Consider the following 24,503-nt stretch of genomic DNA (forward strand, 5'->3'; position numbering starts at 1 on the left):
GCGCGAGATCGACTGGTTCTTGCGTTCGGAAATGGCTGAATTCTTCATCTCACACCTCATCGGGCCGGCGCCCGCTCCGTTTTGATGCCGTCAAAGCCTCTTCTGACCTTATTTCAGGTTTTCCTCAAGTCGGCACATTGGCCCAGTCGATTGGACCTGCCGCAAGGCCGAAATCGATCTCGACCAGCCAGTCGATCGTCAGGCAGAAACAGTTTCCTTTTCCGGCCGATCGATTATCCTCGCTGCAGCCGCGACGTGCCGCTGCCGGGAGCGGCTCCCGCGGGCCGAGGGAACCATGAGCAGGAACGCGACATCATCCGCCTTGCCGTCCTTGCCGCTCCGCCCTGCATGTCGGGTGCGGGATGGCGCCAAAGCAGACGTGATCGTTGCTGCGGAGAGTTAAAAGCCAGGTCGCACCCCGTCGCGAACCTGCGAGAGAAAACTACACCCTCACAAACCCCTCGCTCGCCCGAAGCAGGTTGCGCGTATAATCCTCGCTCACGCGGTGGCCGATCAGCTGGCTTGCGGTCAGCGTCTCCACCGCTTCGCCGTTCTGCATCACCATCAGCCGTTCGCACATATGGGTGATGATGGCGAGGTCGTGACTGACCATCAGAAAGGTGAGCTTGCGCCGCCGCCGCACCTCTTCGAGCAGGTTCAGCACCTCGGCCTGGACAGAGGCATCGAGCGCCGAGGTCGGCTCGTCGAGCAAAAGGATCGAAGGTTCGAGGATCAGCGCGCGGGCGATCGCCACGCGCTGGCGCTGGCCGCCGGAGAGCTGGTGCGCATAGCGGAAGCGGAAACCCTTGCCGAGGCCGACTTCGTCCAGCGCGCGCTCGATGCGCTTCTCGCCATCCTGGATTGCGTGAATGGCGAGCGGTTCCTGCAGCAGCCGGTCGACGGTCTGGCGCGGATGCAGCGACCCATACGGATCTTGGAAGACCATCTGCACGTCGCGGTAAAAGGCCTTGTCGCGGGTCTTGCCAAGCCTCTTGCCGTTGACAGCGATGGTGCCGGCAGCGACAGGCGCAAGGCCGGTGATTGCCTTGAGCAGGGTCGACTTGCCGGAGCCGCTTTCGCCAACCAGGCCGTAGGACTCGCCTTCCCTGACTTCGAGTTTAACGCCCTTCAGCGCGCGGAAGCGGTCGAAAATCACCTCCAGCCCTTCGATGGTGATGGCGGCCGTCATGCCGCCCACTCCGGCTTGCGGTCGAGCACCGGCAGCGGGTGTCGCTCGAAGCCGATCCTCGGCATGCAGTTGAGCAGGCCGCGCGTATAGGGATGCTGGGCCTCGCGCAGCTCGGACGCCTTGAGCTGCTCGACCACCTTGCCGGCATACATGACGACCACGCGGTCGCAGAAGGAGGACACCAGGCGCAGATCATGCGAGATGAAGATCAGCCCCATGCCGCGCTCGGCGACCAGCCTGTCGAGAATGTTCAGCACATCGAGCTGCACGGTGACGTCGAGCGCCGAGGTCGGCTCGTCGGCGATCATCAGTTCCGGCCCGGCGATCAGCATCATGGCGATCATCGCGCGCTGGCCCATGCCGCCCGAGACCTCATGCGGGTGAAGGTCGAAGACACGGGCCGGATCGCGAATCTGGACCGCCCGAAGCATCTCCAGCGCGCGCTCGCGCGCTTCGGCCTTTCCAACTTTCTCATGCGTGCGCAGCGTCTCGACGATCTGGCGGCCGATGGTCATCACCGGATCGAGCGAGTATTTCGGGTCCTGCAGGATCATGGCGATGCGGTTTCCCCGCAGCGCACGGCGCCGGCTGGATGACACCGAGAGCAGGTCGATGCCGTCGAAGCGCAGCTTTTTCGCCGACACCTCGGCCTGCGGCGGTGTCAGGCCCATGATGGCGCGGCCGGTCTGCGACTTGCCGGAGCCGCTCTCGCCGACGATGCCCAGCCGCTCGCGGCCGAGCGAGAAGGACACGCTGCGAACCGCCTGCACGATTCCGGTGCGTGTCGGGAAAGTGACGCGCAGATCGTCGACTTCGAGCAGCGTGCCTTTCGTTTGCCTATCGGAATTGCCGCTCATTGGTTGCCGCTCATCGGTCGCCACTCATTGGTCGCCGCTCCGGGGATCGAGCGCGTCGCGCAGGCCGTCACCGAGCAGGTTGAAGCCGAGGCTGACGATGAGGATGGCAACGCCTGGTGCGGCAGCCACCCACCACTGGTCGAGGATGAAGCGGCGGCCGGACGCGATCATCGCGCCCCATTCGGGCAGCGGCGGCTGCGCGCCGAGGCCCAGGAAGCCGAGGCCTGCGGCGGTGAGGATGATGCCCGCCATGTCGAGCGTCACCCGGATGATCAGCGAGGAGATGCAGAGCGGCATGATGTGGCGCAGCACGATGCGGAAGGGCGAGGCACCCATCAATTGCACCGCCTTGATGTAGTCGGAATTGCGCACCGTCAGCGTCTCGGCGCGCGCGATGCGCGCGTAAGGCGGCCAGGAGGTGATGGCGATCGCCAGCACCGCGTTCTCGATGCCGGGGCCGAGCGCCGCAACGAAGGCCAGCGCCAGCACCAGCTTCGGGAAAGCCAGGAAGATGTCGGTGATGCGCATCAAAATGGCATCGGTCCAGCCGCCGGCATAGCCTGCGACGGTGCCGACCAGCAGGCCGATGGGCGCGGCGATGATGGCGACGAGGATGACGACATAAAGCGTCCAGCGCGAGCCGTACAGGATGCGCGAGTAGATATCGCGGCCGAGGTCGTCGGTGCCGAACCAGTGCGCGGCGCTCGGCGCCAGCAGACGGGCATTCTTCAGGTCACCCACGGTTGGCGAGTAGGGTGCCAGCACGCCGGCAAGCGCGGCTACCACCACCAACGCGAGAATGATGAGCAAACCGACGAGCGCGAGCCGGTTGGCTGTGAAGCGCCGCCAGGCCACATAGGCGCGGCCGAGCCTTGCCTGCATGCGCGAGGACGGCCGCTCGCTGAGCAGCCATTCGCGACGGGTTTGCATCGTCTCGGCGCTCATTCGACTTTCGTCCGTGGATCGAGGAGCCGATAGAGCAGGTCCGACAGAAGGTTGATGGCGATGAAGACCGAGCCGATGATGATGGTGCCGCCGAGCACCGCGTTCATGTCGGCGTTCTGCAATGAATTGGTGATGTAGAGGCCGATGCCCGGCCAGGAGAAGACGGTCTCGGTCAACACCGAGCCTTCGAGCAGGCTGGCATAGGAAAGCGCGATCACCGTCACCATCGGCACAGCGGCGTTGCGCAGCGCGTGGCCCCAGATGATGCGCGTCTCCGACAGGCCCTTGGCGCGCGCGGCGACGATATATTCCTGCGCCATCTCGTTCAGCATGAAGGAGCGCGTCATGCGGCTGATATAGGCGAGCGCGAAATAGCCAAGCAGGGAGGCCGGCAGGATGATGTGGCGGTAGGCGTCGTAGAAGACATCCCACTGTCCCTGCATGGCCGCATCGAGCAGGTAGAAGCCGGTGATCGGCGTGAAAGTGTATTCGTAGACGACGTCGAGCCGCGCGGGAAAGGCGACCCATTGCAGCTTGGCGTAGAACAGGACGAGGCCGAGCAGCCCCAGCCAGAAGATCGGCACGGAATAGCCGATAAGGCCGATGATGCGCACGATCTGGTCGATGAGGCTGCCGCGCCGCACCGCGGCCAGCACGCCGAGCGGCACGCCGATGACGGCGCCGATGATCGTGCCGAGCGTCGCCAGCTCGATGGTCGCCGGAAAGACGCGGCGGATGTCGGACATCACCGGATTGGTGGTCAGCACCGAAGTGCCGAAATCGCCGCTGAGCGCGTTTTTGACGTAGATGTAGAACTGCTGGATCAGCGGCAGGTCGAGCCCCATCTCGCGGCGCGTGCGCTCGACGACGGCTGTAGGGGCCCGGTCGCCGAGCACGGCCAGCACCGGATCGATCGGGATGACGCGGCCGATGAAGAAGGTCACCGCGAGAAGACCGAGATAGGTCGTCACCGCGATGACCAGGAAGCGGCCGATCGACGACAGAAGCGCGACGGCACGGGCGCCGCCGCGCCCCGCCGCCGCCTGGTTCTCAGCTACGCTCACGCGGCGCGTCCGAAAGCGCTATTCCTTCGAGACCGGCCAGACGAAGTTGGTGTCGAAGCTCGGGCCGAGCTTGAAGTCCTTCAGGTTCTTGCGCAGCCCCGCCACCTCCAGCTGCTGATGGATGATGACGAAGGGGCTGGTGTCGAGGATCTTCTTCTGCAGGTCCTTGTACATGTCGGCGCGCTTGGCGGAGTCCTTCTCGAGCAGCGCCGCCTCGGTTTCCTTGGTCAGGTCCGGAATATCCCAGGCATTGCGCCAGGCCAGTGTCTTGATCTTGGCACTGTCGGAGTTGTCCGGGTTCGAGGCGAAAGTCTGCGCGTTGGAGTTGGGATCGAAATAGTCCTGGCCCCAATTGCCGATATAGATGTCGTGGTTGCGGGCGCGGTATTTGGTCAGCGTCTGCTTGCCGTCGCCGGGGATGATCTCAAGCTTGATACCGGCCTGGCCGAGCGTCTGCTGGATCGATTCCGCCATGCCGGTGGTCGGCTGGCCGGTGCGCACGTCCATGGTCACTTTGAAGCCATCAGCCAACCCGGCCTTTGCCAGCAGCTCCTTGGCCTTGGCGACGTCGAGCTTGAACGGATTGTCGTCGATCGCGCCGAGGTCGCCCTTGGGCAGGAAGGACTGGTGGATCTCGCCGATGCCCTTCAGGATGGTCGAGGCCATCGCATCATAGTCGATGAGATATTTGAACGCCTGACGCACCTCAGGCTTGGCGAGGTTCGGGTTCTTCTGGTTGAGGCTGATGTAATAGACCGTGCCCTTCGGCGCGCTTGTCGTGGTGAGATCGGCGTTTTTGGAGATGGCATCGAGATCGTTCGGTTCCAGATTGCGGGCGACATCGATGTCGCCGGCCTCCAGCGCCAGGCGCTGCGCCGAGCTCTCCTTCATGTTGCGGTAGATGACGCGGGCGAGCTTGGCCTTCTCGCCATTGTAATTGTCGTTACGCTCCAGCACGACAGCCTCGTTGGCGCGCCATTCGCGCAGCTTGTAGGGGCCAGAGCCGGCATAGCCGGTCTTCAGCCAGGCGTTGCCGAAGTCGTTGTCCCATTTGTAGTCGGCGCTCGGCGTGACGGCGGCGACATGCTCCTTGACCAGCTTGCTGTCGACGACCGAGGCGACGGTGGCCGACAGGCAGTTCAGCACGAAGCTCGGCGCATAGGCCTTGTCGACAACGAACTGGAAGGTGGTGTCGTCGACCGCTTTCGCCTTCTCGGTGACATTGTCGCCACTGATGCCGAACTGATTGATGATGAAGGCCGGGCTCTTATCGAGCTTGATGGCGCGCTCGAAGGAATAGGCGACATCGGCCGCGGTGATCGGATTGCCGGAGGCGAACTTCATGCCGGGCTTGAGCTTGAAGGTATAGGTCAGGCCGTCATCCGAAACGCTCCAGCTTTCGGCGAGATCGCCCTTGACCTTGGAAGTATCGTTGAGGTCGAGGCGGACCAGAAGATCATAAGTATTGCCGGTAACCTCGGCGGTCGACAGCTCGAACGCTTCGCCCGGATCCATCGAGATGATGTCGTCGATTGCGAAACCTTCGACCAGCGTGTCGGCAGGCGTGACCGCAAAGGCCGGCACCGCGAGCAGCGCCGACATCGCCACACCCGCGAGCAAGCCACGAGAGCGAAGAGCAAACCTTTCCAGCATCATGGTAGTCGTTCCCTGTTTTGTTGATTGTTGACCTGAGTTCCCGGCTCAGGGTTGCAGAATTCCTTGGGACCGATCGACGGCCCACGGACCTTACCGTCGTGGTTTTTGTCCAGTTGGTCAACACCCTATTCGGCGGCGTTCGAACCCGCAACGCGCATTTTTCGAGACAGCTTATTGGGCCAGAATGGGCCACCGCGAGTCGACCCAGGCGCCGGCTAGCCGAAGCCGTCGATTGGGAAAAATCTGCCAAATCTTGGCCGCTTGGAAGTCGCCCGTCATTTCAGCTGCGCGACCAGGTTCGCGTCCGGAAAGCAGGTGGCGGTCTTGCCGTTCTTCGCTTGCCAGACGCCGATCGAGCGGCGTGTCTTGAAGCCGGGCAGGCCGTCGGCGCTGCCGACATCGTAGCCCTTCGCCTCCAGCGCTTGCTGGAGGGCAGCGATATCGGACCGGTGGAGATCGCCCACCCGCCCCCAGGTACCGGCAAAGGTGGCGTCGCCTTTGGCGATGCGATCGGCGGCGTGGCCGATGAACAGCGCATAGAGATCGCTGGTGTTGTATTGCTTCAGCACATAGAAATTCGGCGTGACGATGAAAGCGGGGCCGCTGCGTCCGGCCGGCATCAGCAGGAAACCCTCGGCCTTGAGTTCACTGGCCGGAAACGCCTTTCCGTCGGCGCGCCTGATGCCCATCGCCACCCAGTCAGAAATCTTCTTACCCTGGTCGGGTCCTTCGAGCGCGCAGGAGACGTTTGCCGGCGCAATCACCTCGGTCCCCCAGCCGCGCCCCCTCACCCAGCCATAGTGGACAAGATAGTTGGCGATGGAGGCGAGCACGTCCGGCGTCGAATTCCAGATGTCGGGCCGGCCGTCGCCGTCGAAATCGACGGCATGCTTGAGGAAGGACGTCGGCATGAATTGCGGCTGGCCGAGCGCGCCGGCCCAGGAGGACTTCATCGCATTGACCGGAGCGAGCCCGCGCTCGACGATCTCTAGTGCGGCCAGCACCTCGGTGCGGAAGAAATCCTTCTTCGTCGACATGAACGCCTTGGTGCCTAGCACCTCGAAGGCGTCGTAGGGCATCTTGGCGGCGCCGAAGCCGGTCTCGCGACCCCAGATCGCCAGCACGATCTCGCCAGGCACGCCGTAGCGCTTCTCGATGAGCCCGAGCACGCGGGCGTTGGCGCTCTCGCGCGACCGTCCTCCGCCGGTGACGGCCCGAATGGTCTTCTCGGCGAAATAATTGGCGGGCGGACCGAACTCCGCCTGGTGCTGTTTTTGCGGCGTCGCCGGCTTCTCGCCGGGCATGACGAGATCCGGCAGTTTCAGGTTCGGCTTCACGCCGATGAAGGCGGCGTCGAAGGTCTTTTTGGAAATGCCTTTGGCCTTGGCCTCGGGCCAGAGGTCGTTTTGCAGCCAGGCCTGGAATTGGTTGTCGATGGGCGTGGCGCGAGCGGGGAGGGTGAGGAGGACGGCAAGCGCCGCAAGGAAAAATGCGAAGCCGAATTTGGAAAAGCCGCGTTCTGTCGCGCCCCCCTCTGTCTTGCCGGACATCTCCCCCACTTGGGGGGAGATTGGCTGTTTCGGTGCCCCGCCTCTTCCTGCGACCTTGGATATTGGCGAAAGCCGGCGTGACGTCTGATCTCCCCCCTTGCGGGGGAGATGTCCGGCAAGACAGAGGGGGGTGGGACGGAGTGCGGCCTTTCCGGGAAAAACGCCAGTCACCAATCCCCTCCCCTCAAAACGCCGTCCTCGAGCGCAGCGCCGCGGCAAGCGTGCCTTCGTCGAGATAGTCGAGCTCGCCGCCGACCGGGACGCCATGCGCGAGCCTAGTCACCTTGACCTCGAAACCCGAGAGCTGATCGGTCAGGTAGTGCGACGTGGTCTGGCCCTCGACGGTGGCGTTTACGGCAAGGATCACCTCCTTCACCTCGCCGCCGGCGACACGGTCTACCAGCGAGCGGATGTTGAGCTGGTCCGGGCCGATGCCGTCGAGCGGCGACAGCGTGCCGCCGAGCACGTGATAGCGCACATTCATGGCGGCGGCGCGTTCCAGCGCCCAGAGATCGGAGACGTCCTCGACGACGATAAGCGTGCCGGCATCGCGGCGTGGATCGGTGCAGATCATGCACGGGTCGGAGGTGTCGACATTGCCGCAGGTCGAGCAGATGCGCACTTTATCGGCCGCCTCGCCCATGGCTGCGGCTAAAGGCTCGAGCAGCTGCTCCTTCTTCTTGATGAGATGGAGAGCCGCGCGCCTTGCCGAACGCGGCCCGAGCCCCGGCACCTTGGCCAGGAGCTGGATCAGGCGTTCTATCTCTGGACCGGCGATTCTTTTCGACATCGCTCTGATCTAGAGCAATTCCGGGAAAAGTGCGAAACGGTTTTGAGAGCGCTTTGGTGACATCCGCAACAGGAAATGATCCGCCATGCCGTCAAGGCGGATCATTTGATGGCGGGTTGGCTCAGTAGGCTTCGAGCGGCCGGGACTGGCTGACAATCAGCGCGCCGATGGCGTCGGTGTTCTCGGGCGTCGACTGGAATCCCATCGCCGCTTCCTGCGGAGCGCTCGGAACGGAGGTGATGTAGCGACCTTTCAACGTGCCGCCGAAGCGGGAGGCGTCGGGCTCCTCCATCGGCTCCTGCATCGCCACCATGATCGGCTTCGCCGTGACGCGGTCGGCCTTCTGCCCTGGCGCGGCGGAGGCCGTCACATAGGTCTGCTGGGCAGCAACGGTTGTGGTCTTGGCCGGAAGCGCTGGCGCGGCAGCCGCGGTCGTAGCGGCCTGCTTGGCCGGATCAGCATGAACGATCGTCTTGACCACCGGCTCGGCGGAAGCGACGAGGACCGGAGCGGTGGGGTCGGTCTTCTGCGACTTGCCGGAGGCCATGGCGACCATCGGCTCATCCGGCAACGGCTGCCAGTTGCGGCCGCGCTTCTCATAGAAGGCATTGCCGCCGGCCACCATCGTGTAGTGCATGTTCTTGTAGGGGAAACGCAGGCCGGCGGTGTGGAAGAACATCGTGTTCTTGAGCTTGGCCTTGCGCTCGCCTTTCAGCACTGCCTCGGCGGCTTCCTCGACATCTGGCAATGCCCGCGAATTCATCGGGCGCGTCAGCACGCCCGGGGCGAACTGGCCCTTTTCGCCGACGACCTCGCAGATCGTGCTGCCATGCTGTCCCGAGCGTAGCCGGTTCATCACGACCGTGCCGACGGCGATCATGCCGTCACGGCTCGACCGGTTGGACTCGAAGAACATCGCCCTTTGCAGGCACTCCTTGTCCTTCATCGAGTATTTATAGGAACGCGAGCTGAGGAAGCTCGGGGTGACGGCGTCGGTCAGGCTCGCCACCGACATGCCATGTGAAGCGGTCTGGCTGCAGCCGGCCAGGAGCAAGGGGGAAGCGGCGATGCCGATAAGCAGCAGCGGCGTCTTCCATCGCGTCGCGATCAACAAAAAAGCCTCATTTCCAGATGCCAGCCCGCCCCGAGATGTGGCAAGAATGAGACTCTTTCAGGCAAAAAGATGGCTAGATGGTTAGCAACCTCTGGACTTGGGTAAAACTTTATGAATGTCGCGAAATGAGCCCGTGAGCATGCCGGCAAAATGGTTAATATTGCGGCCCGGGCTCAATTTTCGTTCACAATCAATTAACTGGTGGCAGATGCCTTAGAACGGCAATTTCATTCCGGGCGGTATAGGCAAGCCCGCAGTCAATGCCTTGGTCTTTTCCTGCATGACCAACTCGACCTTATTTTTGGCATCATTGTGAGCGGCCAACAGCAAGTCTTCGAGGATCTCCACCTCGTCGTCCTTCAGCAAGGACGGATCGATCTTCAGCGCCTTCATTTCGAACTTGCCGGTCAGGGTCACGCTGACCAGGCCGCCACCCGCCTGCCCAGTGGCTTCCAGGGTGGCGATCTCATCCTGCATGGCCTGGAACTTGGCCTGCATTTCCTTTGCCTTGCCCATCAGGCCGAGAAGATCCTTCATCGTGAAACTTCCTCTTGTTGGAATCTACGTTAACGCGAGTATGATCTTGACCGAAACCGGTCCGTACTCTTTCCCTGACGCGTTCGTCAGCTCTAAATCTCTTCGTCGTCGGCAGCCGGCTCAACCGGCAGGTCGGCGTCTGCGCCTTCCGCTTCCGGCACATCGGGAATGCGCACGTCGATGATCTTGGCGCCGGGAAAGCGGGCGAGGATGGCGGCGACGGTCGGATCGCTCCTGGCATCGGAGAAGGCGTTCTCGCGCTTTGTCGTCTCCATCTCGGCCAGCGTCTTGCTACCCTCTTCCTTCGACAGCGAGACCAGCCAGTTGCGGCCGGTCCAGGCACGCAGCTTGGAGGTCAGGTCGTTGAGCAGCATCTTGGGCGCATCGTCGGTCAGGCTGACGTCGATGCGGCCAGGCTCGATGCGCACCAGCCGCACGCAGCGCTTGACCAACACCTTGAAGGCGATGTCGCGGTTGGCATCGGCCAGGGCCGCGATGTCGGCCAGCGACTTCACCGGAACGGCCGGTGTTTCGATGACCGGTTCGGGCGCCGGGACGAAGGCGGCGGGCGCGGGCTGCATCTCGACCAGCCGCATGGTCTGCCCTCCGCCGTTAGAGGCCGGCATCCGCGCCGGCGCCACTGCATTTGTGCCGCCGCCACTGCTTGCCGGCGCTCCATTGGCGCGCGGAGCGCCATTCGGCACAGGGGCCGCCCCCTCGAGCGATTTCAGCGCTTCGTCCAGCGTCGGCAGGTCGGCGGCATGCGCCAGCCGGATCAGCACCATCTCGCCGGCGCTGACTGGACGGTTGGAGGACTGCACCTCGGGAATGCCTTTCAAGAGCATCTGCCAGGTTCGCGAGAGCACGCGCACCGACAGCGTGCTCGCAAATTCGGCGCCGCGCCGCCGCTCGTCCTCGGAGAGCGAGGCATCATTGGCCGCGGCCGGCACGAACCGCAGACGCGTAACGAGGTGGTTGAATTCCGCCAGGTCGGTGAGCACCGCGGCCGGATCGGCGCCGGTATCGTATTGCGCGCGGAATTCGGACAAAGCCGCTGCAACATCGCCCTTCATGACGTGCTCGAACAGGTCGATGATACGGGCGCGGTCGGCCAAGCCCAGCATGGCGCGAACAGCGTCGGCGCTGACGGTGCCGCTGCCATGGGCGATCGCCTGATCGAGGATGGAGAGCGAATCGCGTGCCGAGCCCTCGGCGGCCCGCGCAATCATCGCCAAAGCCTCATCATCGACGAAAATACCTTCCTTCGCGGCAATCGAGGAAAGATGCGCGACGAGCGCGCCGGCATCGATGCGCCTCAGGTCGAAGCGCTGACAGCGCGATAGAACCGTGATCGGCACCTTGCGGATCTCGGTGGTGGCGAAGATGAATTTGACATGCGGCGGCGGCTCTTCCAGCGTCTTCAACAGGCCGTTGAAGGCCTGGGTGGAGAGCATGTGCACTTCGTCGATGATGTAGACCTTGTAGCGGGCCGAGACCGGCGCGTAGCGGACGCGGTCGATGATATCCCTGATGTCGTCGATGCCGGTGTGGGAGGCCGCGTCCATCTCGATGACGTCGACATGGCGGCCTTCCATGATCGCCTGGCAATGCTCGCCGGGGGTCGAAAGGTCGACGGAGGGCTGGTCGACGATGGCGGTTTTATAGTTCAGGGCGCGTGCGAGAATGCGCGCCGTCGTCGTCTTACCGACACCGCGCACGCCGGTCAGCATCCAGGCCTGGGCGATGCGGCCAGTGGCGAAGGCATTGGTGAGCGTGCGGACCATCGGCTCCTGGCCGATCAGTTCGGAGAAATTGGAGGGGCGGTATTTGCGCGCCAGCACGCGATAGGCGCCGGCCTTACCTGTCTCCAGGCTTTCTGGCCCCGAATTTCCGGCTTCGCTCATTCGCCGTCAAAAGCTCCAAGGACCGCGACGGAAGGCGGCCGATTCCTGCGCATAGTCTCGCCCGCACGGCTCGGCGCCGTCAATGTCGCGGGAGAAAGGCGAAGAGGCGGGAGGCTGGAACAATGACCCGTTCCGGGCTCGTTAGGGCTGCTTCCTTCCGGACCTGACCCGGTTGGCGAGTGGATCGTCCACCACCAACCTCCCAAGCTCCATATCGGCAATTCAGCGGCGAAATGCAAGGGTCGTAGTGGATCAGCGGCCAGGCCATGCGGTGCAGAAGACCTTCAAATCCGCAGGAGCGGTCAATGATTCGCTTGCAGCCACCTTGCCGTCGCTCTAGCGTTCAGGGTTTGAAGCATTCTCGAAAAGTGAGGGAAACGCCCATGCTGCCTGGCCTAAAGGCCGGTTTCACACTGGACGCCCGATTGGAGGCGGACAGTGAGCAGCTCATGTGGCTCGGCCTGTGCGAGCTCCGGCTGATGAACGATCGCCGCTGGCCGTGGCTGGTCCTGGTGCCGCAGCGGCCGGGCGTGGAGGAAATCCACGACCTGACGCCGCTCGACCAGACGATGCTGACCTTCGAGACCAATATGGTCGCCCAGGCGCTGAAGCGGGTGACCGGCTGCACCAAGATCAACACCGGGGCGCTCGGCAACATCGTGCGCCAGCTGCACGTCCATGTCATCGCCCGCAGCGAGAGCGACCCCGGCTGGCCAGGGCCGGTCTGGGGGCATGGCATGCGCGAGCCGTATGAGCGCTCCGACATCCGCCGGTTTGCCGAAAAGATCAAGGCAGCGCTATAAAGCCATCAGTGTCCATTCCTGCCCCTCCTCGAGTCTCCTATGAACTTTCGTCTGTTTGACGCGCCTTTGCGCGAGCCGAGCCAATTCGTCGGTTTCGCCGGCAACCGGATCGACCGGCAATCGGAAAACCGCGCCGACGACGCGGTCGAGAAGGCGCTTGGCGAGCGATCGGCGCGGCTGATGCTGATGCATGGCGGCAGGCTTTATCTGAAGCTCGACGACGGCAAATTCGACCCATGGTTCGAAGCGGCGGAAAGCCAGGCCTTCGAGGTTTCGCTCGACGGCGGCGTGCTGCTCGGCCTTTCGGAGAGCGGCCCGGTGCTGGCCGTGCCCGCCGGCATCGAACCGGAAAATCTCCCGGAAACGGTGAAGGCGATCGACTACCGCTCCGTCTATATGCAGGGGCTGATAGACGAAGCGGCGGCCGGCGCGCTGGCGCAGGGCGCTGCGCTGCTCGCCTGGCATGCCAGCCACGCTTTCTGCAGCAAATGCGGCAATCGCTCGGAGATGCGCGCCGGCGGCTACAGGCGGCATTGCCCGGCCTGCGGCACCGACCATTTCCCGCGCACCGATCCGGTGGCGATCATGCTGACGGCGACGCGCGAGAAATGCCTGCTCGGGCGCGGCCGGCATTTCGGGCCCGGCATGTATTCGGCCCTTGCCGGCTTCATCGAGCCCGGCGAGACGATAGAGGCGGCGGTGCGCCGCGAGACGCTGGAGGAGGCCGGAATCCGGCTCGGCCGCGTCGTCTACCACGCCAGCCAGCCCTGGCCGTTCCCCTATTCGCTGATGATCGGCTGCTTCGGCGAGCCGCTCAACGAGGACATCCAGGCCGACCTGAACGAGCTCGAAGACTGCCGCTGGTTCTTCCGCGATGAGGTGCGCTCGATGCTGGAGAGGACGCACCCGGGCGGCCTGATCACGCCGCCGAAAGGGGCGATCGCCCACCACCTCATCCGCGCCTGGGTCGACAGCGAATAGGAGCCGAGAAATGATCCGTCATACCGTCGTGTTCACGCTGAAGCATCCGCCGCATTCGCTGGAGGCGAAGCGGTTCCTCCACGATGCCAAGAAGATCCTGACCGCGATCAAGGGTGTGACGCATTTCGAGCAGCTGCGCCAAGTGAGCCCCAAGAACGACTATCAGTTCGGCTTCTCGATGGAGTTCGCCGACCAGGCTGCCTACACCAGATACAACGAGCATCCCGACCACGTCGCGTTCGTGCGCGACCGCTGGCTGCCTGAGGTCGAGAAATTTCTCGAGATCGACTATGTCCCGCTCGGCTTTGGCTGAGATTGGATCGAGCGCCGGCGTCTAAGATTGACGCGGACCTCCATGAGGTCGTCATCCCAGGGCGGAGCGACGCGAAGCGGAGCGCAGACCCTGGGATCCATGCCGTTACCTCAGTCGAGGGGCGCAGCGGAGCAGAATCTGGACCGTCCTAACGCGTTGAAGTCCCGGCATGGATCCTCGGGTCTGCGCCGCGTCGCTTCGCTCCTTGCTTCGCCCGTGGATGACGAAGCATCAAGGCCTTTGCCAATCTCGAAGGTCCTAGGAACCACCTAATCGGCGACCTTCCACTGCTCGCGCGACGCGCTTGCCGGATAGACGCCGAGAATGCGCATCTCGCGCGAGAAGAAGCGCAATTCGTCGAGCGCCAGCTTGACCAGCGGATCATCGGGGTGGCCCTCGATGTCGGCATAAAACAGCGTCGCTGTGAAAGCGCCGAGCTGATAGCTCTCGAGCTTGGTCATGTTGATGCCGTTGGTGGCGAAGCCGCCCATGGCCTTGTAGAGCGCGGCCGGCACGTTGCGGACGCGGAAGATGAAGGTGGTCATCATCTTGGCTTCCAGCGAGGGGCGCTCGGCCCATTGCTTGTTCTTGGTCAGCACGACGAAGCGGGTGACGTTCGAGTCGGTGTCCTCGACATTCTTCTCGATGATGTCGAGGCCGTAGAGCTCGGCGGCAAGCGCAGGCGCAAGTGCCGCCATCGTGCGGTCCTTGACCTCGGAGACCATCTTGGCCGATCCCGCCGTGTCGCCGGCGACAACCGGCTTCCAGCCATTCTTGCGGATGTATTTGCGGCATTGGCCAAGGGCATGGATATGGCTGTGCACGCTTCTGATCTCTTCGCGTTTCACGCCCGGCAGCACCATCAGCTGGAAATGGATGGGCAGGAAATACTCGCCGACGATGTGCAGGCGCGATTCCGGCAAAAGATGATGGATGTCGGCGACGCGCCCGGCAATAGTGTTCTCGATCGGGATCATGGCGAGCTCGGCCTTGCCGGTCTCGACCGCGTTGAAGGCGTCTTCGAAGGTGGGACAGGGCAACGGCTCCATCGAGGGGAACATGTTGCGGCAAGCGGTATCGGAATTGGCGCCCGGCTCGCCCTGGAAGGATATTCTGTTGGTCTTTTCAGGCATGCGCCAAGGTCTCGCTTACGGATGTCTCAGTTTGAAAGAATTTGCCTGGCGCGCTCGAGATCGTCGGGCGTGTCGACGCCGAGCGGCAGCGACCGGACGATCTCGGCATCGATGCGCATGCCGGCTTCCAGCGCCCGCAGCTGCTCCAGCCGCTCACGGCGTTCGAGCGGCGACGGCTTCAGCGCCACGAAGCGTTCCAGCGCTGTCCGGCGGTAGGCATAGAGGCCGATGTGGTGATAGAGCGGGCCCTCCCCCCACGGCGCCGTGGCGCGCGTGAAATAGAGCGCCTTCAGCCTTGTCGCCGAGAGCGGCGAGCCGACGATCTTGACCACGTTCGGATTGGTCCTTTCCTCGTCGCGCACAATCTCGACGCCGAGCGTGGCTATGTCGACCGACGGGTCGGCGAAGGGCCGCAGCGATGCGCCGATGATCTCAGGATCGATGGTCGGCAGATCGCCCTGGACGTTGACGATGGTTTCGACCTTTTTCTCCGGGTCCAGCAGGGTGAGGGCCTCGAAGATGCGGTCGGATCCCGATTCGTGGTCCGCGCGCGTCATCACCGCCTCGAAACCGTGATCCCTTACCGCCGAGGCGACCGCTTCGGTGTCGGTCGCCACCACCACACGGCCGAGCCCGGCCTCGGCGCCGCGGCGGGCGACATGGACGATCATCGGCGCGCCGGCGATGTCGGCCAGCGGCTTGCCCGGCAGGCGCGTCGAGGCCATGCGGGCGGGGATCAGGATCAATGTCGACATGGGACTTCTGGGACAGCCGGGGAAGCGGATGGAAAAGTGGCAAAACGTCTCACTGGAAGCGCCCTTATAGGTGTTGCAACGACGAAGCAAAAGACCTAGTTTCCGCGCGATTTAACGGGCCCGTTGGGGCCTTCGCTATACCGACGGACGGAGTGGACGGGACGGTCCGCCGGAAAAGGGAGCAAGGGGCGTATGGATTCCAACGAAGTCAACAAGCTGCTCGCCGGATTCCTCGGAACCTGTTTCGTCGTCTTTTCCGTGGGCATCGTTTCCGACGGGCTGTTTGCCTCCCCCGCTCCCGAGAAGCCGGGCTTCGCCATCGAGGCGGCCGAGCCGGCCGAAGGCGGCGGCGCTGCCGCGCCCGCGGCCGAAGCCAAGCCGATCGCCGACCTGCTCGCGACCGCCAATGCCGAGACGGGCGCCGCCATTTTCAAGAAGTGCCAGGCCTGCCATTCCGGCGAAAAGGGCGGCCCCAACAAGGTCGGTCCGGACCTCTGGGACATCATCGATCGCCCCGTCGCCGAGCATGAGGGCTTCGCCTATTCGGCCGGCATGAAGGATTTCTCCAAGGGCGGCGCCGAGAAGTGGACCTACGACAACCTCAACCACTTCATCAACGCGCCGAAGAAGTTCGTGAAGGGCACGGCGATGGGCTTTGCCGGCCTGCCGAAGGATGAGGACCGCGCCAACGTGATCGCCTATCTGCGCACGCTGTCGGACAATCCGAAGCCGCTGCCGCAGCCGGGCGCTTCGGCGGAAGCCAAGCCCGCCGAAGGCGCCGCCGCGGCGAAGCCGGCCGCAGGTACGGCACCCGCCAAGCCGGTCGCGCCCGCGCAATAAACATTTCGTCATAAAGACACCTTGGAAAAGCCGGGTTCGTCCCGGCTTTTTTGTTCGGAAAGCCGCATATGCTGAGACAAAAGCCGGCGCTTGCGGTTTTCACCGGCGTCAAATGATCTAGATTGCCGGTGGGTACTGTTGCGACGAGGAGAACGCATGACGGTCGGCCGCTCCCGGACGTTTTTCGCATCGATGCTGGCGATCGCCTTCGCCGCCAGCCTGCAGGCCAGCCTCGCTGATGAGTGGCACACCACGTCCTCGCTGACCGGCCCGTCCAAATACGGCGAAAATTTCCAACGCTACGACTATGTCAATCCGGACGCTCCCAAGGGTGGCGCCCACGACTCCGTCGTTGTCGGCACTTTCGACAGCTTCAATCCCTATATCGTGCCGGGGTCGCCGGCCGCGGGGCTCGCCGGGTTCGGCGGCGGCCTGCTCTACGACACGCTGATGGACCAGGCGACCGACGAGGGCAGCGTCAGCCACCCGCTGGTTGCCGAGGCCTATAAATACCCGCCCGACTATTCCTCTGCGACCTACCGGCTCGACCGGCGAGCGAAATGGCATGACGGCCAGCCGATCACCGTCGACGATGTGGTCTGGTCGTTCCAGGTGCTGAAGGCCAACGCCCCCCAATACAACCGCTATTTCGAGAACGTTACCGACGCGGTGGCGATTTCCGACCGCGAGGTCGAGTTTCATTTCAACCAGAAGGGCAACCGCGAGCTGCCCAAGATTATCGGCGATCTGGTCGTCCTGCCGAAGCACTGGTGGGAGGGCACCGATGCCAGCGGCAAGAAGCGCGACATCACCAGGCCGACTCTCGAGCCGCCGCTGGGATCAGCCGCCTACAAGATCGCCAGCTTCAAGCCGGGTTCCGAGATCGTCTGGCAGCGCGTGGCTGATTACTGGGGCGCCAAGCTGCCGGTGAAGATCGGCCGGGAGAACTTCGACACTCAGCGCTTCACCTACATACTGGACGAGAATGCTGCGTGGCAGGCCTTTACCAAGGGCGGGCTAGACGACATCAAGGCCGAAAACAGCTCGCGGCGGTGGGCGACGGCTTACAACTTTCCGGCGGTGAACGCCGGCGACGTGATCAAAAAGGAATTCAAGACCACTTCGCCGGAGCCGATGCAAGCCTTCATGCTGAACCAGCGCCGGCCGCTGTTCCAGGATCGCCGGGTCCGCCAGGCGCTAACCTATCCCTATGACTTCGAGACGATGAACCGAACGCTGTTCTTCAATTCCAACACGCGCACCCAAAGCTATTTCCAAGGTACGGAACTCGCGTCGAGCGGATTACCGCAAGGCAAGGAACTCGAAATCCTCGAGAAGTATCGCGACAAGCTGCCGCCTGAACTGTTCACCCAGGAATTCAAGCTGCCGGTCTACGACTCACCGCAAGCGGAGCGGAAATATCTGAAGCAGGCTGTCGACCTCTTCGCCCAGGCCGGCTGGGTGATCAAGGGCGGCAAGATGGTCAACGCCAAGACCGGCGCGCCGTTCAAATTCGAGATCCTCGGCACGTCCGACACGGATCAGATCCTCTCCGGCAACTATATCGCCAATCTGCGCAAGATCGGCGTCGATGCGACGCTGCGCATCATCGACCCAAGCCAGTACGTCAACCGCGTCAACAATTTCGACTACGATGTCATCACCAACGTGCTGCAGCAGTCGGATTCGCCCGGCAACGAACAGCGCGATTTCTGGAGTTCGAAGTCCGCCGATTCACCCGGATCGCGCAATTACTCCGGCATCAAGGATCCGGTCGTCGACGCGCTGGTGGACCGCGTCATCTTCGCCACCGACCGCGACGATCTCGTCGCCGCCACTCATGCGCTCGATCGCGTGCTGTTGTGGAACTACTATACCGTGCCGCAATACTACCGGGCGGTGGTCTGGCTTGCCTACTGGAACAAGTTCGGCATGCCCGAAAAGCAGCCCAGCTACCGTGGCGCCGATATCGACTCCTGGTGGATCGATACGGCGAAGGAAAAGGCATTGACCGCCAAATACAGGGGTAACTGATGAGGCGGCAGACATTGCTTCCTCGTCGTGACTTCCTGGCGCTCGGCGCGGCGGCGACTGCCGCAGTGCTGCTGCCGGGTCGGGCTTTCGCCCAGACCCCGACCGGTGTCAAATTGCATGGGCTGTCGGCGTTCGGCGATTTGAAATACAAGCCTGACTTCGCGCATTTCGATTATGTCAATGTCGATGCGCCGCAAGGCGGCACCTTCAATTTCCAGCCTTTCAACTGGGTCGCGAACCAGACCCCGCTGACCTTCAGCACCCTGAATTCATTCGTCCCCAAGGGCGATGCGCCGCAGCGCACGGAAATGTGCTTCGATGCGCTGATGGTGCGGGCGCTTGACGAGCCCGACGCCGTCTATGGGCTGATCGCCGACGGGGTCACGATTTCCGACGACCGCAACGGCTTCACCTTCTCGCTGCGCCCGCAGGCCCGTTTCCACGACGGCACGCCGCTGACGGCCGAGGATGCCGCCTTCACCTTCAAGCTGCTGAAGGACAAGGGGCACCCAGACTATTCGCTGTCGCTGACGCATCTGGAGGACGCCGTAGCGGTGGACGCCCACACGCTTGAACTCAAATTCTCAGGCAAGCAGGCCTCCCGCACGATTCTCAACGTCGTCCAGATGCCGATCCTGTCGAAAGCCTTCTATACGGCCAATCCGTTCGATTCCTCGCAGATGAATCCTCCGTTGGGTTCAAGCGCCTACAAGATCGGCCGCTGGTCGGCCGGGGCCTGGATCGAATATGAGCGGGTGGCCGACTATTGGGGCAACGATCTTCCGGTCAATCGCGGCCAGAACAATTTCCAGCGCATCCGCATCGAGTTCTACCAGAACCGCAACGCCGCGTTCGAAGCGTTCAAGAAGGGCGAGATCCTCTACAGGGAAGAATCCGTTTCGCGTGTCTGGGCCACGGGTTACGATTTTCCGGCTGTCACGGCCGGCAAGGTGGTGAAGCACGAATTCCCGGCGGAAAAGGTGCCTTCCATGCAGGCCACCGCCGTCAATCAAAGGCGGGAACAGTTCCGGGACTCCCGCGTTCGGCAGGCGATCGCACTCTGCTTCGACTTCGAATGGACCCGACGCAATTTCTTCTACGGCTCATATGAGCGCTCGCAGTCTTGCTTCGAGAAATCGGATTTTCGCGCCGAAGGCGTGCCGTCGCCGCAGGAACTGCCTTTGCTGGAGCCGCTGCGGGATCAGATTCCGCCCGAGACTTTCGGCGAAGCCGTGACCCAGGCTGTATCGAACGGCTCAGGCCGCGACCGCCAATTGCTGGGCAAGGCGGCGAAGCTTCTCGCCGAGGCCGGCTGGAAGCGATCCGGCGCGTTTGTCGTGAACGACAAGGGCGGACGGCTATCAGCCGAAATCCTCGTCGACGACGACGCGTTCGTGCAGATTTACTCGCCCTGGGTCGACAATATGAAGGCTGTCGGCATCGATGCCTCAATCCGGCTGGTCGATGCCGCGCAGTATCAATTGCGACAGAACACATTCGACTACGACATGATCTCCGCCGCCTTCTCCTTTAGCGCAACCCCGACCCGTGATGACCTTGAGACCTTCTTCCATTCGCGAAGCGCGTCGGTCTCAGGCTCTCGGAACCTGCCGGGCATAGCGAGTCCGGCTATAGACGCGCTGATCGACGCCGTCGGCGCGGCCAAGGACCGTGAGAGCCTCACCGTCGCCATGCGGGCGCTCGATCGGGCCTTGCGCGCTCGGCGCGATTGGATTCCAAGTTGGTATCTGGCGAATCACCGAAGCGCCTATTGGGACATGTTCGGCTTTCCCGAGCAGAAGCCCGATTTCGGCTTTCCGGTCGAAGCGCTGTGGTGGGTCGACAAGGGCAAGGCGGCGAAAATTGGCAAAGGGTGAATTTCTTGCGGGCGTCGGTGCCGCCCCTCACCTGCCTGCCGGCATCCTCTCCCCGTATAGTGACGGGGAGCGGGAAGCCATCATCTATGGTTTCGCCAATCACAAGCGCCGTGGCGAACGTGCCGAGATCGCGGCCAGCCCCTTTCTCCCCGTCACTTTACGGGGAGAAATGTCCGGCAGGACGATGAGCGGCGGCGCCGACGCCGACAATTGGTCTGAAGCGATTGCCTCGGGGACGCCTCCAGATACAGTGGTCTTCCCCAAGGAGGGCAACAGCTGATGGGCGCCTATATCCTGCGCCGCATCCTTCTGATGATCCCGACGCTGTTCGGCATCATGGCGATCTCCTTCGCCGTCATCCAGTTCGCGCCGGGCGGCCCGGTCGAGCAGGTCATCGCCAAGCTCACCAACCAGGGCGGCACCGATCGCCTCGGCGGCGGCGGTGGCGACGCGGGCGCCACCAATTTCGACGTCGCCGGCGATGTCGGCTCGAAATATCGCGGCGCGCAAGGGTTGGATCCCGAGTTCATCAAGAAGCTCGAAAAGCAGTTCGGCTTCGACAAGCCGCCGCTCGAGCGCTTCGGCATGATGCTGTGGAACTATGCCCGCTTCGACTTCGGCGACAGTTATTTCCGCGACATCTCGGTGCTCGACCTGATCCTGGAAAAGATGCCGGTGTCGATCTCGATCGGGCTCTGGATCACGCTGCTCTCCTACCTGATCTCGATCCCGCTCGGCATCCGCAAGGCGGTGCAGGACGGCTCGACCTTCGATGTCTGGACGAGCGGCGTGGTGATCGTCGGCTATGCCATCCCCGGCTTCCTGTTCGGCATCCTTTTGATGGTGCTGTTTGCCGGCGGCTCGTTCTGGGATTGGTTCCCGCTGCGCGGCATCGTTTCCGACAATTGGGACCAGCTGTCCTGGCCGGACAAGATCATCGACTATTTCTGGCACATGACGCTGCCGCTGACCGCGCTGGTGCTGTCGGCCTTCGCCACGACGACGCTGCTTACAAAGAACTCCTTCCTCGAGGAGATCCGCAAGCAATATGTGGTGACGGCGCGCGCCAAGGGTCTGTCGGAGCGCAAAGTGCTTTATGGCCATGTCTTCCGCAACGCCATGCTGATCGTTATCGCAGGGTTCCCTGGCGCCTTCATCTCGGCTTTCTTCACCGGCTCGCTGCTGATCGAGAACATCTTCTCGCTCGACGGGCTCGGCCTGCTCGGATTCAAATCGGTGATCGACCGCGACTATCCGGTGGTCTTCGCCAATCTCTACATCTTCTCGCTGCTCGGCCTGTTCGTCGCCCTGCTGTCTGACCTGATCTACACCTGGGTCGATCCGCGCATCGATTTCGAGCGGAGAGACGTCTGATGACGGCAGCTTCGGCAGAAACCAAGCCGGCCCGCGCCGCCCGGCCGTGGTTGTCGCCGCTCAATCAGCGGCGGCTGCAAAACTTCAAGGCGAACCGGCGCGGCTACTGGTCGCTGTGGATCTTCCTGTTGCTGTTCGTGCTGTCGCTGTTTTCCGAATTGATCGCCAACGACAAGCCCATCATCGCCTCCTACAAGGGCGAGATCCTGTTTCCGGTGCTGGTCGCCTATCCGGAGGAGAAATTCGGCGGCTTTTATGCCGTCACGGACTATCGCGATCCGGTGATCCAGGACGAGATCAATGCCAATGGCTGGATGATCTGGCCGCCGGTCCGCTACTCCTATCAAACGGTCAACAACGCCATCCCAGAAGCCGCACCCGCCAAGCCGTCCTGGCTCTACGACAAGAAGACGCGCTGCAGCCAGTATCCGCAGGGCGAAGCCGATCCCAACTGCGTCGTCGGCAACTGGAATTGGCTGGGCACCGACGACCAGGCGCGGGACGTGCTGGCACGCGTGCTTTACGGCTTCCGCATCTCGGTGCTGTTCGGGCTGATCCTGACGCTCGGCTCCTCGCTGATCGGCGTCGCGGCGGGCGCGGTGCAAGGCTATTTCGGCGGCTGGACGGACCTTCTGTTTCAACGCTTCATCGAGATCTGGTCGGCGATCCCGGTGCTTTATCTGCTGCTCATCGTCTCCGCCATCCTGCCGCCCGGCTTCTTCATCCTGCTCGGCCTGATGCTGCTGTTCTCCTGGGTGGCGCTGGTCGGCGTGGTGCGGGCCGAGTTCCTGCGCGCGCGCAACTTCGAATATGTCAACGCGGCGCGCGCGCTTGGCGTGCCCAACCTCACCATCATGTTCCGCCATCTCCTGCCCAACGCCATGGTGGCGACGCTGACCTTCCTGCCGTTCCTGCTCTCGGGCTCGATCTCGACGCTGACCTCGCTCGACTATCTCGGCTTCGGCCTGCCGCCGGGTTCGGCCTCGCTCGGCGAATTGCTGAAGCAGGCGCAGCGCAATCTCAACGCGCCCTGGCTCGGCATCTCCGGCTTCATCGTGATTTCGCTGATGCTGTCGCTGCTGGTCTTCATCGGCGAGGCGACGCGCGATGCCTTCGATCCGCGCAAGACGTTCAAATGAGCGAGCCTCTGCTTTCCGTCCGCGATTTGAGTGTCGCCTTCGCGCAAGGCGGCACGCAATCGATCGCCGTCGACCACGTCTCCTTCGAGATCGGCAAGGGCGAGACGGTCGCGCTGGTCGGCGAATCCGGATCCGGCAAATCGGTCTCCGCGCTGTCGGTGCTGAAGCTGTTGCCCTATCCGTCGGCCAGCCACCCCTCGGGAAAGATCCTGTTCCACGGCGCCGACCTGCTCCACGCCAACGAAAGGACGCTGCGCGGCGTGCGCGGCAACAAGATCACCATGATCTTCCAGGAGCCGATGACCTCGCTCAATCCGCTGCACACGATCGAGCAGCAGATCGTCGAGGTGCTGAAGCTGCATCAGGGGCTGGGCGATCGCCAGGCCCACGCTCGCACATTGGAGCTGCTCACCGAGGTCGGCATACGCGACCCGCAGAAGCGGCTCGATGCCTATCCGCACCAGCTCTCCGGCGGCCAGCGCCAGCGCGTCATGATCGCCATGGCCTTGGCCAACGAGCCGGAACTCTTGATCGCCGACGAGCCGACGACGGCGCTCGACGTGACCGTGCAGGCGCAGATCCTCGAACTGCTCGCCGGCCTGAAAAGCCGCAAGCGCATGTCGATGCTATTCATCACCCATGACCTCGGCATCGTCAGAAAGATCGCCGACCGCGTCTGCGTCATGACGAAGGGCAAAATAGTCGAGACCGGGCCGACCAAGGAGATCTTCGCCAACCCGCAACACGCCTATACCAAGCACCTCTTGGCCGCCGAGCCGAAGGGCAAACCGCCGGCGGCGAATGCCGATGCCACGGCGGTGATGACCGGCAAGGACATCAAGGTCTGGTTCCCGATCAAGCGGGGCTTCTTCCGCCGCACCGTCGACCATGTGAAGGCGGTGGACGGCATCGACGTTACCGTGCGCGCCGGCCAGACGCTCGGCGTCGTCGGTGAATCCGGCTCCGGCAAGACGACGCTAGGCCTGGCGCTCGCGCGGATGATCTCGTCCACGGGCGCGATCAACTTCAACGGGCGCGACATCAACCAGCTTTCCTTCAGCGCCATGCGGCCGCTGCGGCGCGAGCTGCAGATCGTCTTCCAGGACCCGTTCGGATCCTTGAGCCCGCGCATGTCGGTCGCGGAGATCATCGAGGAAGGGCTGAAGATCCACGCGCCGAAACTCTCGCCCGATGAGCGCGACGACAAGGTCGTCGAGGTGCTGAAGGAAGTCGGTCTCGACCCGGAGACGCGTCACCGCTATCCGCATGAATTCTCGGGCGGCCAGCGCCAGCGTGTCGCCATCGCACGCGCCATGGTGCTCAACCCGCGCTTCGTCATGCTCGACGAGCCGACTTCGGCGCTCGACATGAGCGTGCAGGCGCAAGTGGTCGATCTCTTGCGCAACCTGCAGGCTAGGCACAACCTCGCTTATCTCTTCATCAGCCACGACCTGAAGGTCATCCGCGCCCTTGCCAACGACGTGATCGTCATGCGCAATGGTCAGATCGTCGAAGCCGGGCCGTCCGAACAGATTTTCGACCGCCCGCAAACCGACTATACGAGGGCGCTGATCTCGGCCGCGTTCCGGATCGAAACGGCACCGACCGGGGTCGTGAGCGAATAGGCTGGAAATACAGGAAAGACACT

General features: G+C 63.2%; 22 protein-coding genes and 1 other RNA gene. 10 read left to right on the forward strand and 13 right to left on the reverse strand.

The annotated features are described in order from the left end of the window. Positions 1-442: 442 nt before the first annotated feature. From EOA49_RS10415 to ffs, 11 genes are all read right to left on the reverse strand, one after another. The gene (locus EOA49_RS10415) at positions 443-1,189 is read right to left on the reverse strand and encodes an ABC transporter ATP-binding protein (protein ID WP_127239494.1); all 747 of its coding nucleotides are present in this window, start codon (positions 1,187-1,189) and stop codon (positions 443-445) included. After that, positions 1,186-2,046 (reverse strand): ABC transporter ATP-binding protein, encoded by an 861-nt coding sequence (locus tag EOA49_RS10420; protein WP_127239495.1) that lies wholly within the window; start codon positions 2,044-2,046, stop codon positions 1,186-1,188. Before EOA49_RS10420 ends, EOA49_RS10415 begins: the two co-directional genes overlap by 4 nt. Positions 2,047-2,070: 24 nt before the next feature. Further along, complete coding sequence (gene nikC, locus EOA49_RS10425; RefSeq protein ID WP_095799313.1) at positions 2,071-2,991, reverse strand: nickel transporter permease; 921 nt, start codon at positions 2,989-2,991, stop codon at positions 2,071-2,073. Then, a complete protein-coding gene (locus tag EOA49_RS10430; protein WP_067324491.1) occupies positions 2,988-4,055 on the reverse strand; it encodes an ABC transporter permease in 1,068 nt (355 codons plus the stop codon). The genes nikC and EOA49_RS10430 overlap by 4 nt, the downstream gene beginning before the upstream one ends. Positions 4,056-4,073: 18 nt before the next feature. Then, positions 4,074-5,711 (reverse strand): ABC transporter substrate-binding protein, encoded by a 1,638-nt coding sequence (locus EOA49_RS10435; RefSeq protein WP_095799312.1) that lies wholly within the window; start codon positions 5,709-5,711, stop codon positions 4,074-4,076. Positions 5,712-5,986: 275 nt separating this feature from the next. Then, positions 5,987-7,261, reverse strand: a complete 1,275-nt coding sequence (locus EOA49_RS10440; protein WP_067324487.1) for a lytic murein transglycosylase — start codon at positions 7,259-7,261, stop codon at positions 5,987-5,989. A gap of 184 nt (positions 7,262-7,445) precedes the next feature. After that, a complete protein-coding gene (gene recR / locus EOA49_RS10445; RefSeq protein WP_127239496.1) occupies positions 7,446-8,051 on the reverse strand; it encodes a recombination mediator RecR in 606 nt (201 codons plus the stop codon). A gap of 121 nt (positions 8,052-8,172) precedes the next feature. Then, positions 8,173-9,162, reverse strand: a complete 990-nt coding sequence (locus EOA49_RS10450) for a cell wall hydrolase (protein ID WP_127239497.1) — start codon at positions 9,160-9,162, stop codon at positions 8,173-8,175. Positions 9,163-9,378: 216 nt separating this feature from the next. After that, a complete protein-coding gene (locus EOA49_RS10455; RefSeq protein WP_066996259.1) occupies positions 9,379-9,702 on the reverse strand; it encodes a YbaB/EbfC family nucleoid-associated protein in 324 nt (107 codons plus the stop codon). Positions 9,703-9,794: 92 nt separating this feature from the next. Continuing rightward, on the reverse strand, positions 9,795-11,606 hold the full coding sequence (locus tag EOA49_RS10460) for a DNA polymerase III subunit gamma/tau (RefSeq protein ID WP_127239498.1): 1,812 nt from the start codon (positions 11,604-11,606) through the stop codon (positions 9,795-9,797). 106 nt (positions 11,607-11,712) lie between these two features. Continuing rightward, an RNA gene (gene ffs, locus EOA49_RS10465) (signal recognition particle sRNA small type) lies at positions 11,713-11,809 on the reverse strand. Between the two features lie 180 nt (positions 11,810-11,989). On the opposite strand from ffs, the gene EOA49_RS10470 reads away from it, so the two are divergent. From EOA49_RS10470 to EOA49_RS10480, 3 genes are read left to right on the forward strand one after another with little or no spacing between them, the layout of a single operon-like run. Next, the gene (locus EOA49_RS10470; protein ID WP_095799309.1) at positions 11,990-12,409 is read left to right on the forward strand and encodes an HIT family protein; all 420 of its coding nucleotides are present in this window, start codon (positions 11,990-11,992) and stop codon (positions 12,407-12,409) included. A gap of 39 nt (positions 12,410-12,448) precedes the next feature. Next, positions 12,449-13,390, forward strand: coding sequence for an NAD(+) diphosphatase (nudC, locus tag EOA49_RS10475; RefSeq protein ID WP_095824247.1), 942 nt, complete (start codon positions 12,449-12,451; stop codon positions 13,388-13,390). Positions 13,391-13,400: 10 nt separating this feature from the next. Further along, a complete protein-coding gene (locus tag EOA49_RS10480) occupies positions 13,401-13,703 on the forward strand; it encodes a Dabb family protein (protein ID WP_095777526.1) in 303 nt (100 codons plus the stop codon). Positions 13,704-13,972: 269 nt separating this feature from the next. Here EOA49_RS10480 and EOA49_RS10485 read toward each other — a convergent pair whose 3' ends face one another. Both EOA49_RS10485 and EOA49_RS10490 read right to left on the reverse strand, forming a co-directional pair. Continuing rightward, positions 13,973-14,836: a prephenate dehydratase gene (locus EOA49_RS10485; RefSeq protein ID WP_066996244.1), complete on the reverse strand. Its 864-nt coding sequence runs from the start codon at positions 14,834-14,836 to the stop codon at positions 13,973-13,975. Between the two features lie 26 nt (positions 14,837-14,862). After that, the gene (locus EOA49_RS10490) at positions 14,863-15,591 is read right to left on the reverse strand and encodes a 3-deoxy-manno-octulosonate cytidylyltransferase (protein ID WP_067324478.1); all 729 of its coding nucleotides are present in this window, start codon (positions 15,589-15,591) and stop codon (positions 14,863-14,865) included. A 192-nt stretch (positions 15,592-15,783) separates the two neighbouring features. Between EOA49_RS10490 and EOA49_RS10495 the strand changes: the two genes are divergently transcribed. The 7 genes from EOA49_RS10495 (at position 15,784) to EOA49_RS10525 (ending at position 24,480) form a co-directional block, all read left to right on the forward strand. Further along, the gene (locus EOA49_RS10495; protein ID WP_127239499.1) at positions 15,784-16,431 is read left to right on the forward strand and encodes a cytochrome c family protein; all 648 of its coding nucleotides are present in this window, start codon (positions 15,784-15,786) and stop codon (positions 16,429-16,431) included. Between the two features lie 156 nt (positions 16,432-16,587). Beyond that, positions 16,588-18,465 (forward strand): extracellular solute-binding protein, encoded by a 1,878-nt coding sequence (locus EOA49_RS10500; RefSeq protein ID WP_127239500.1) that lies wholly within the window; start codon positions 16,588-16,590, stop codon positions 18,463-18,465. Next, the gene (locus EOA49_RS10505; RefSeq protein ID WP_127239501.1) at positions 18,465-20,342 is read left to right on the forward strand and encodes an extracellular solute-binding protein; all 1,878 of its coding nucleotides are present in this window, start codon (positions 18,465-18,467) and stop codon (positions 20,340-20,342) included. The genes EOA49_RS10500 and EOA49_RS10505 overlap by 1 nt, the downstream gene beginning before the upstream one ends. After that, entirely contained in the window at positions 20,329-20,622 is a 294-nt protein-coding gene (locus tag EOA49_RS10510) for a hypothetical protein (protein ID WP_245460596.1), read from the forward strand. The genes EOA49_RS10505 and EOA49_RS10510 overlap by 14 nt, the downstream gene beginning before the upstream one ends. Continuing rightward, a complete protein-coding gene (locus EOA49_RS10515) occupies positions 20,622-21,716 on the forward strand; it encodes a microcin C ABC transporter permease YejB (protein WP_066996227.1) in 1,095 nt (364 codons plus the stop codon). Before EOA49_RS10510 ends, EOA49_RS10515 begins: the two co-directional genes overlap by 1 nt. After that, positions 21,716-22,855: an ABC transporter permease gene (locus tag EOA49_RS10520; protein WP_066996224.1), complete on the forward strand. Its 1,140-nt coding sequence runs from the start codon at positions 21,716-21,718 to the stop codon at positions 22,853-22,855. Before EOA49_RS10515 ends, EOA49_RS10520 begins: the two co-directional genes overlap by 1 nt. Continuing rightward, a complete protein-coding gene (locus EOA49_RS10525; protein WP_067324466.1) occupies positions 22,852-24,480 on the forward strand; it encodes an ABC transporter ATP-binding protein in 1,629 nt (542 codons plus the stop codon). Before EOA49_RS10520 ends, EOA49_RS10525 begins: the two co-directional genes overlap by 4 nt. Positions 24,481-24,503: the final 23 nt, after the last annotated feature.

The organism is Mesorhizobium sp. M1A.F.Ca.IN.020.04.1.1 (genome assembly GCF_003997315.1).
In the GTDB taxonomy this organism is placed as follows: Bacteria; Pseudomonadota; Alphaproteobacteria; order Rhizobiales; family Rhizobiaceae; genus Mesorhizobium.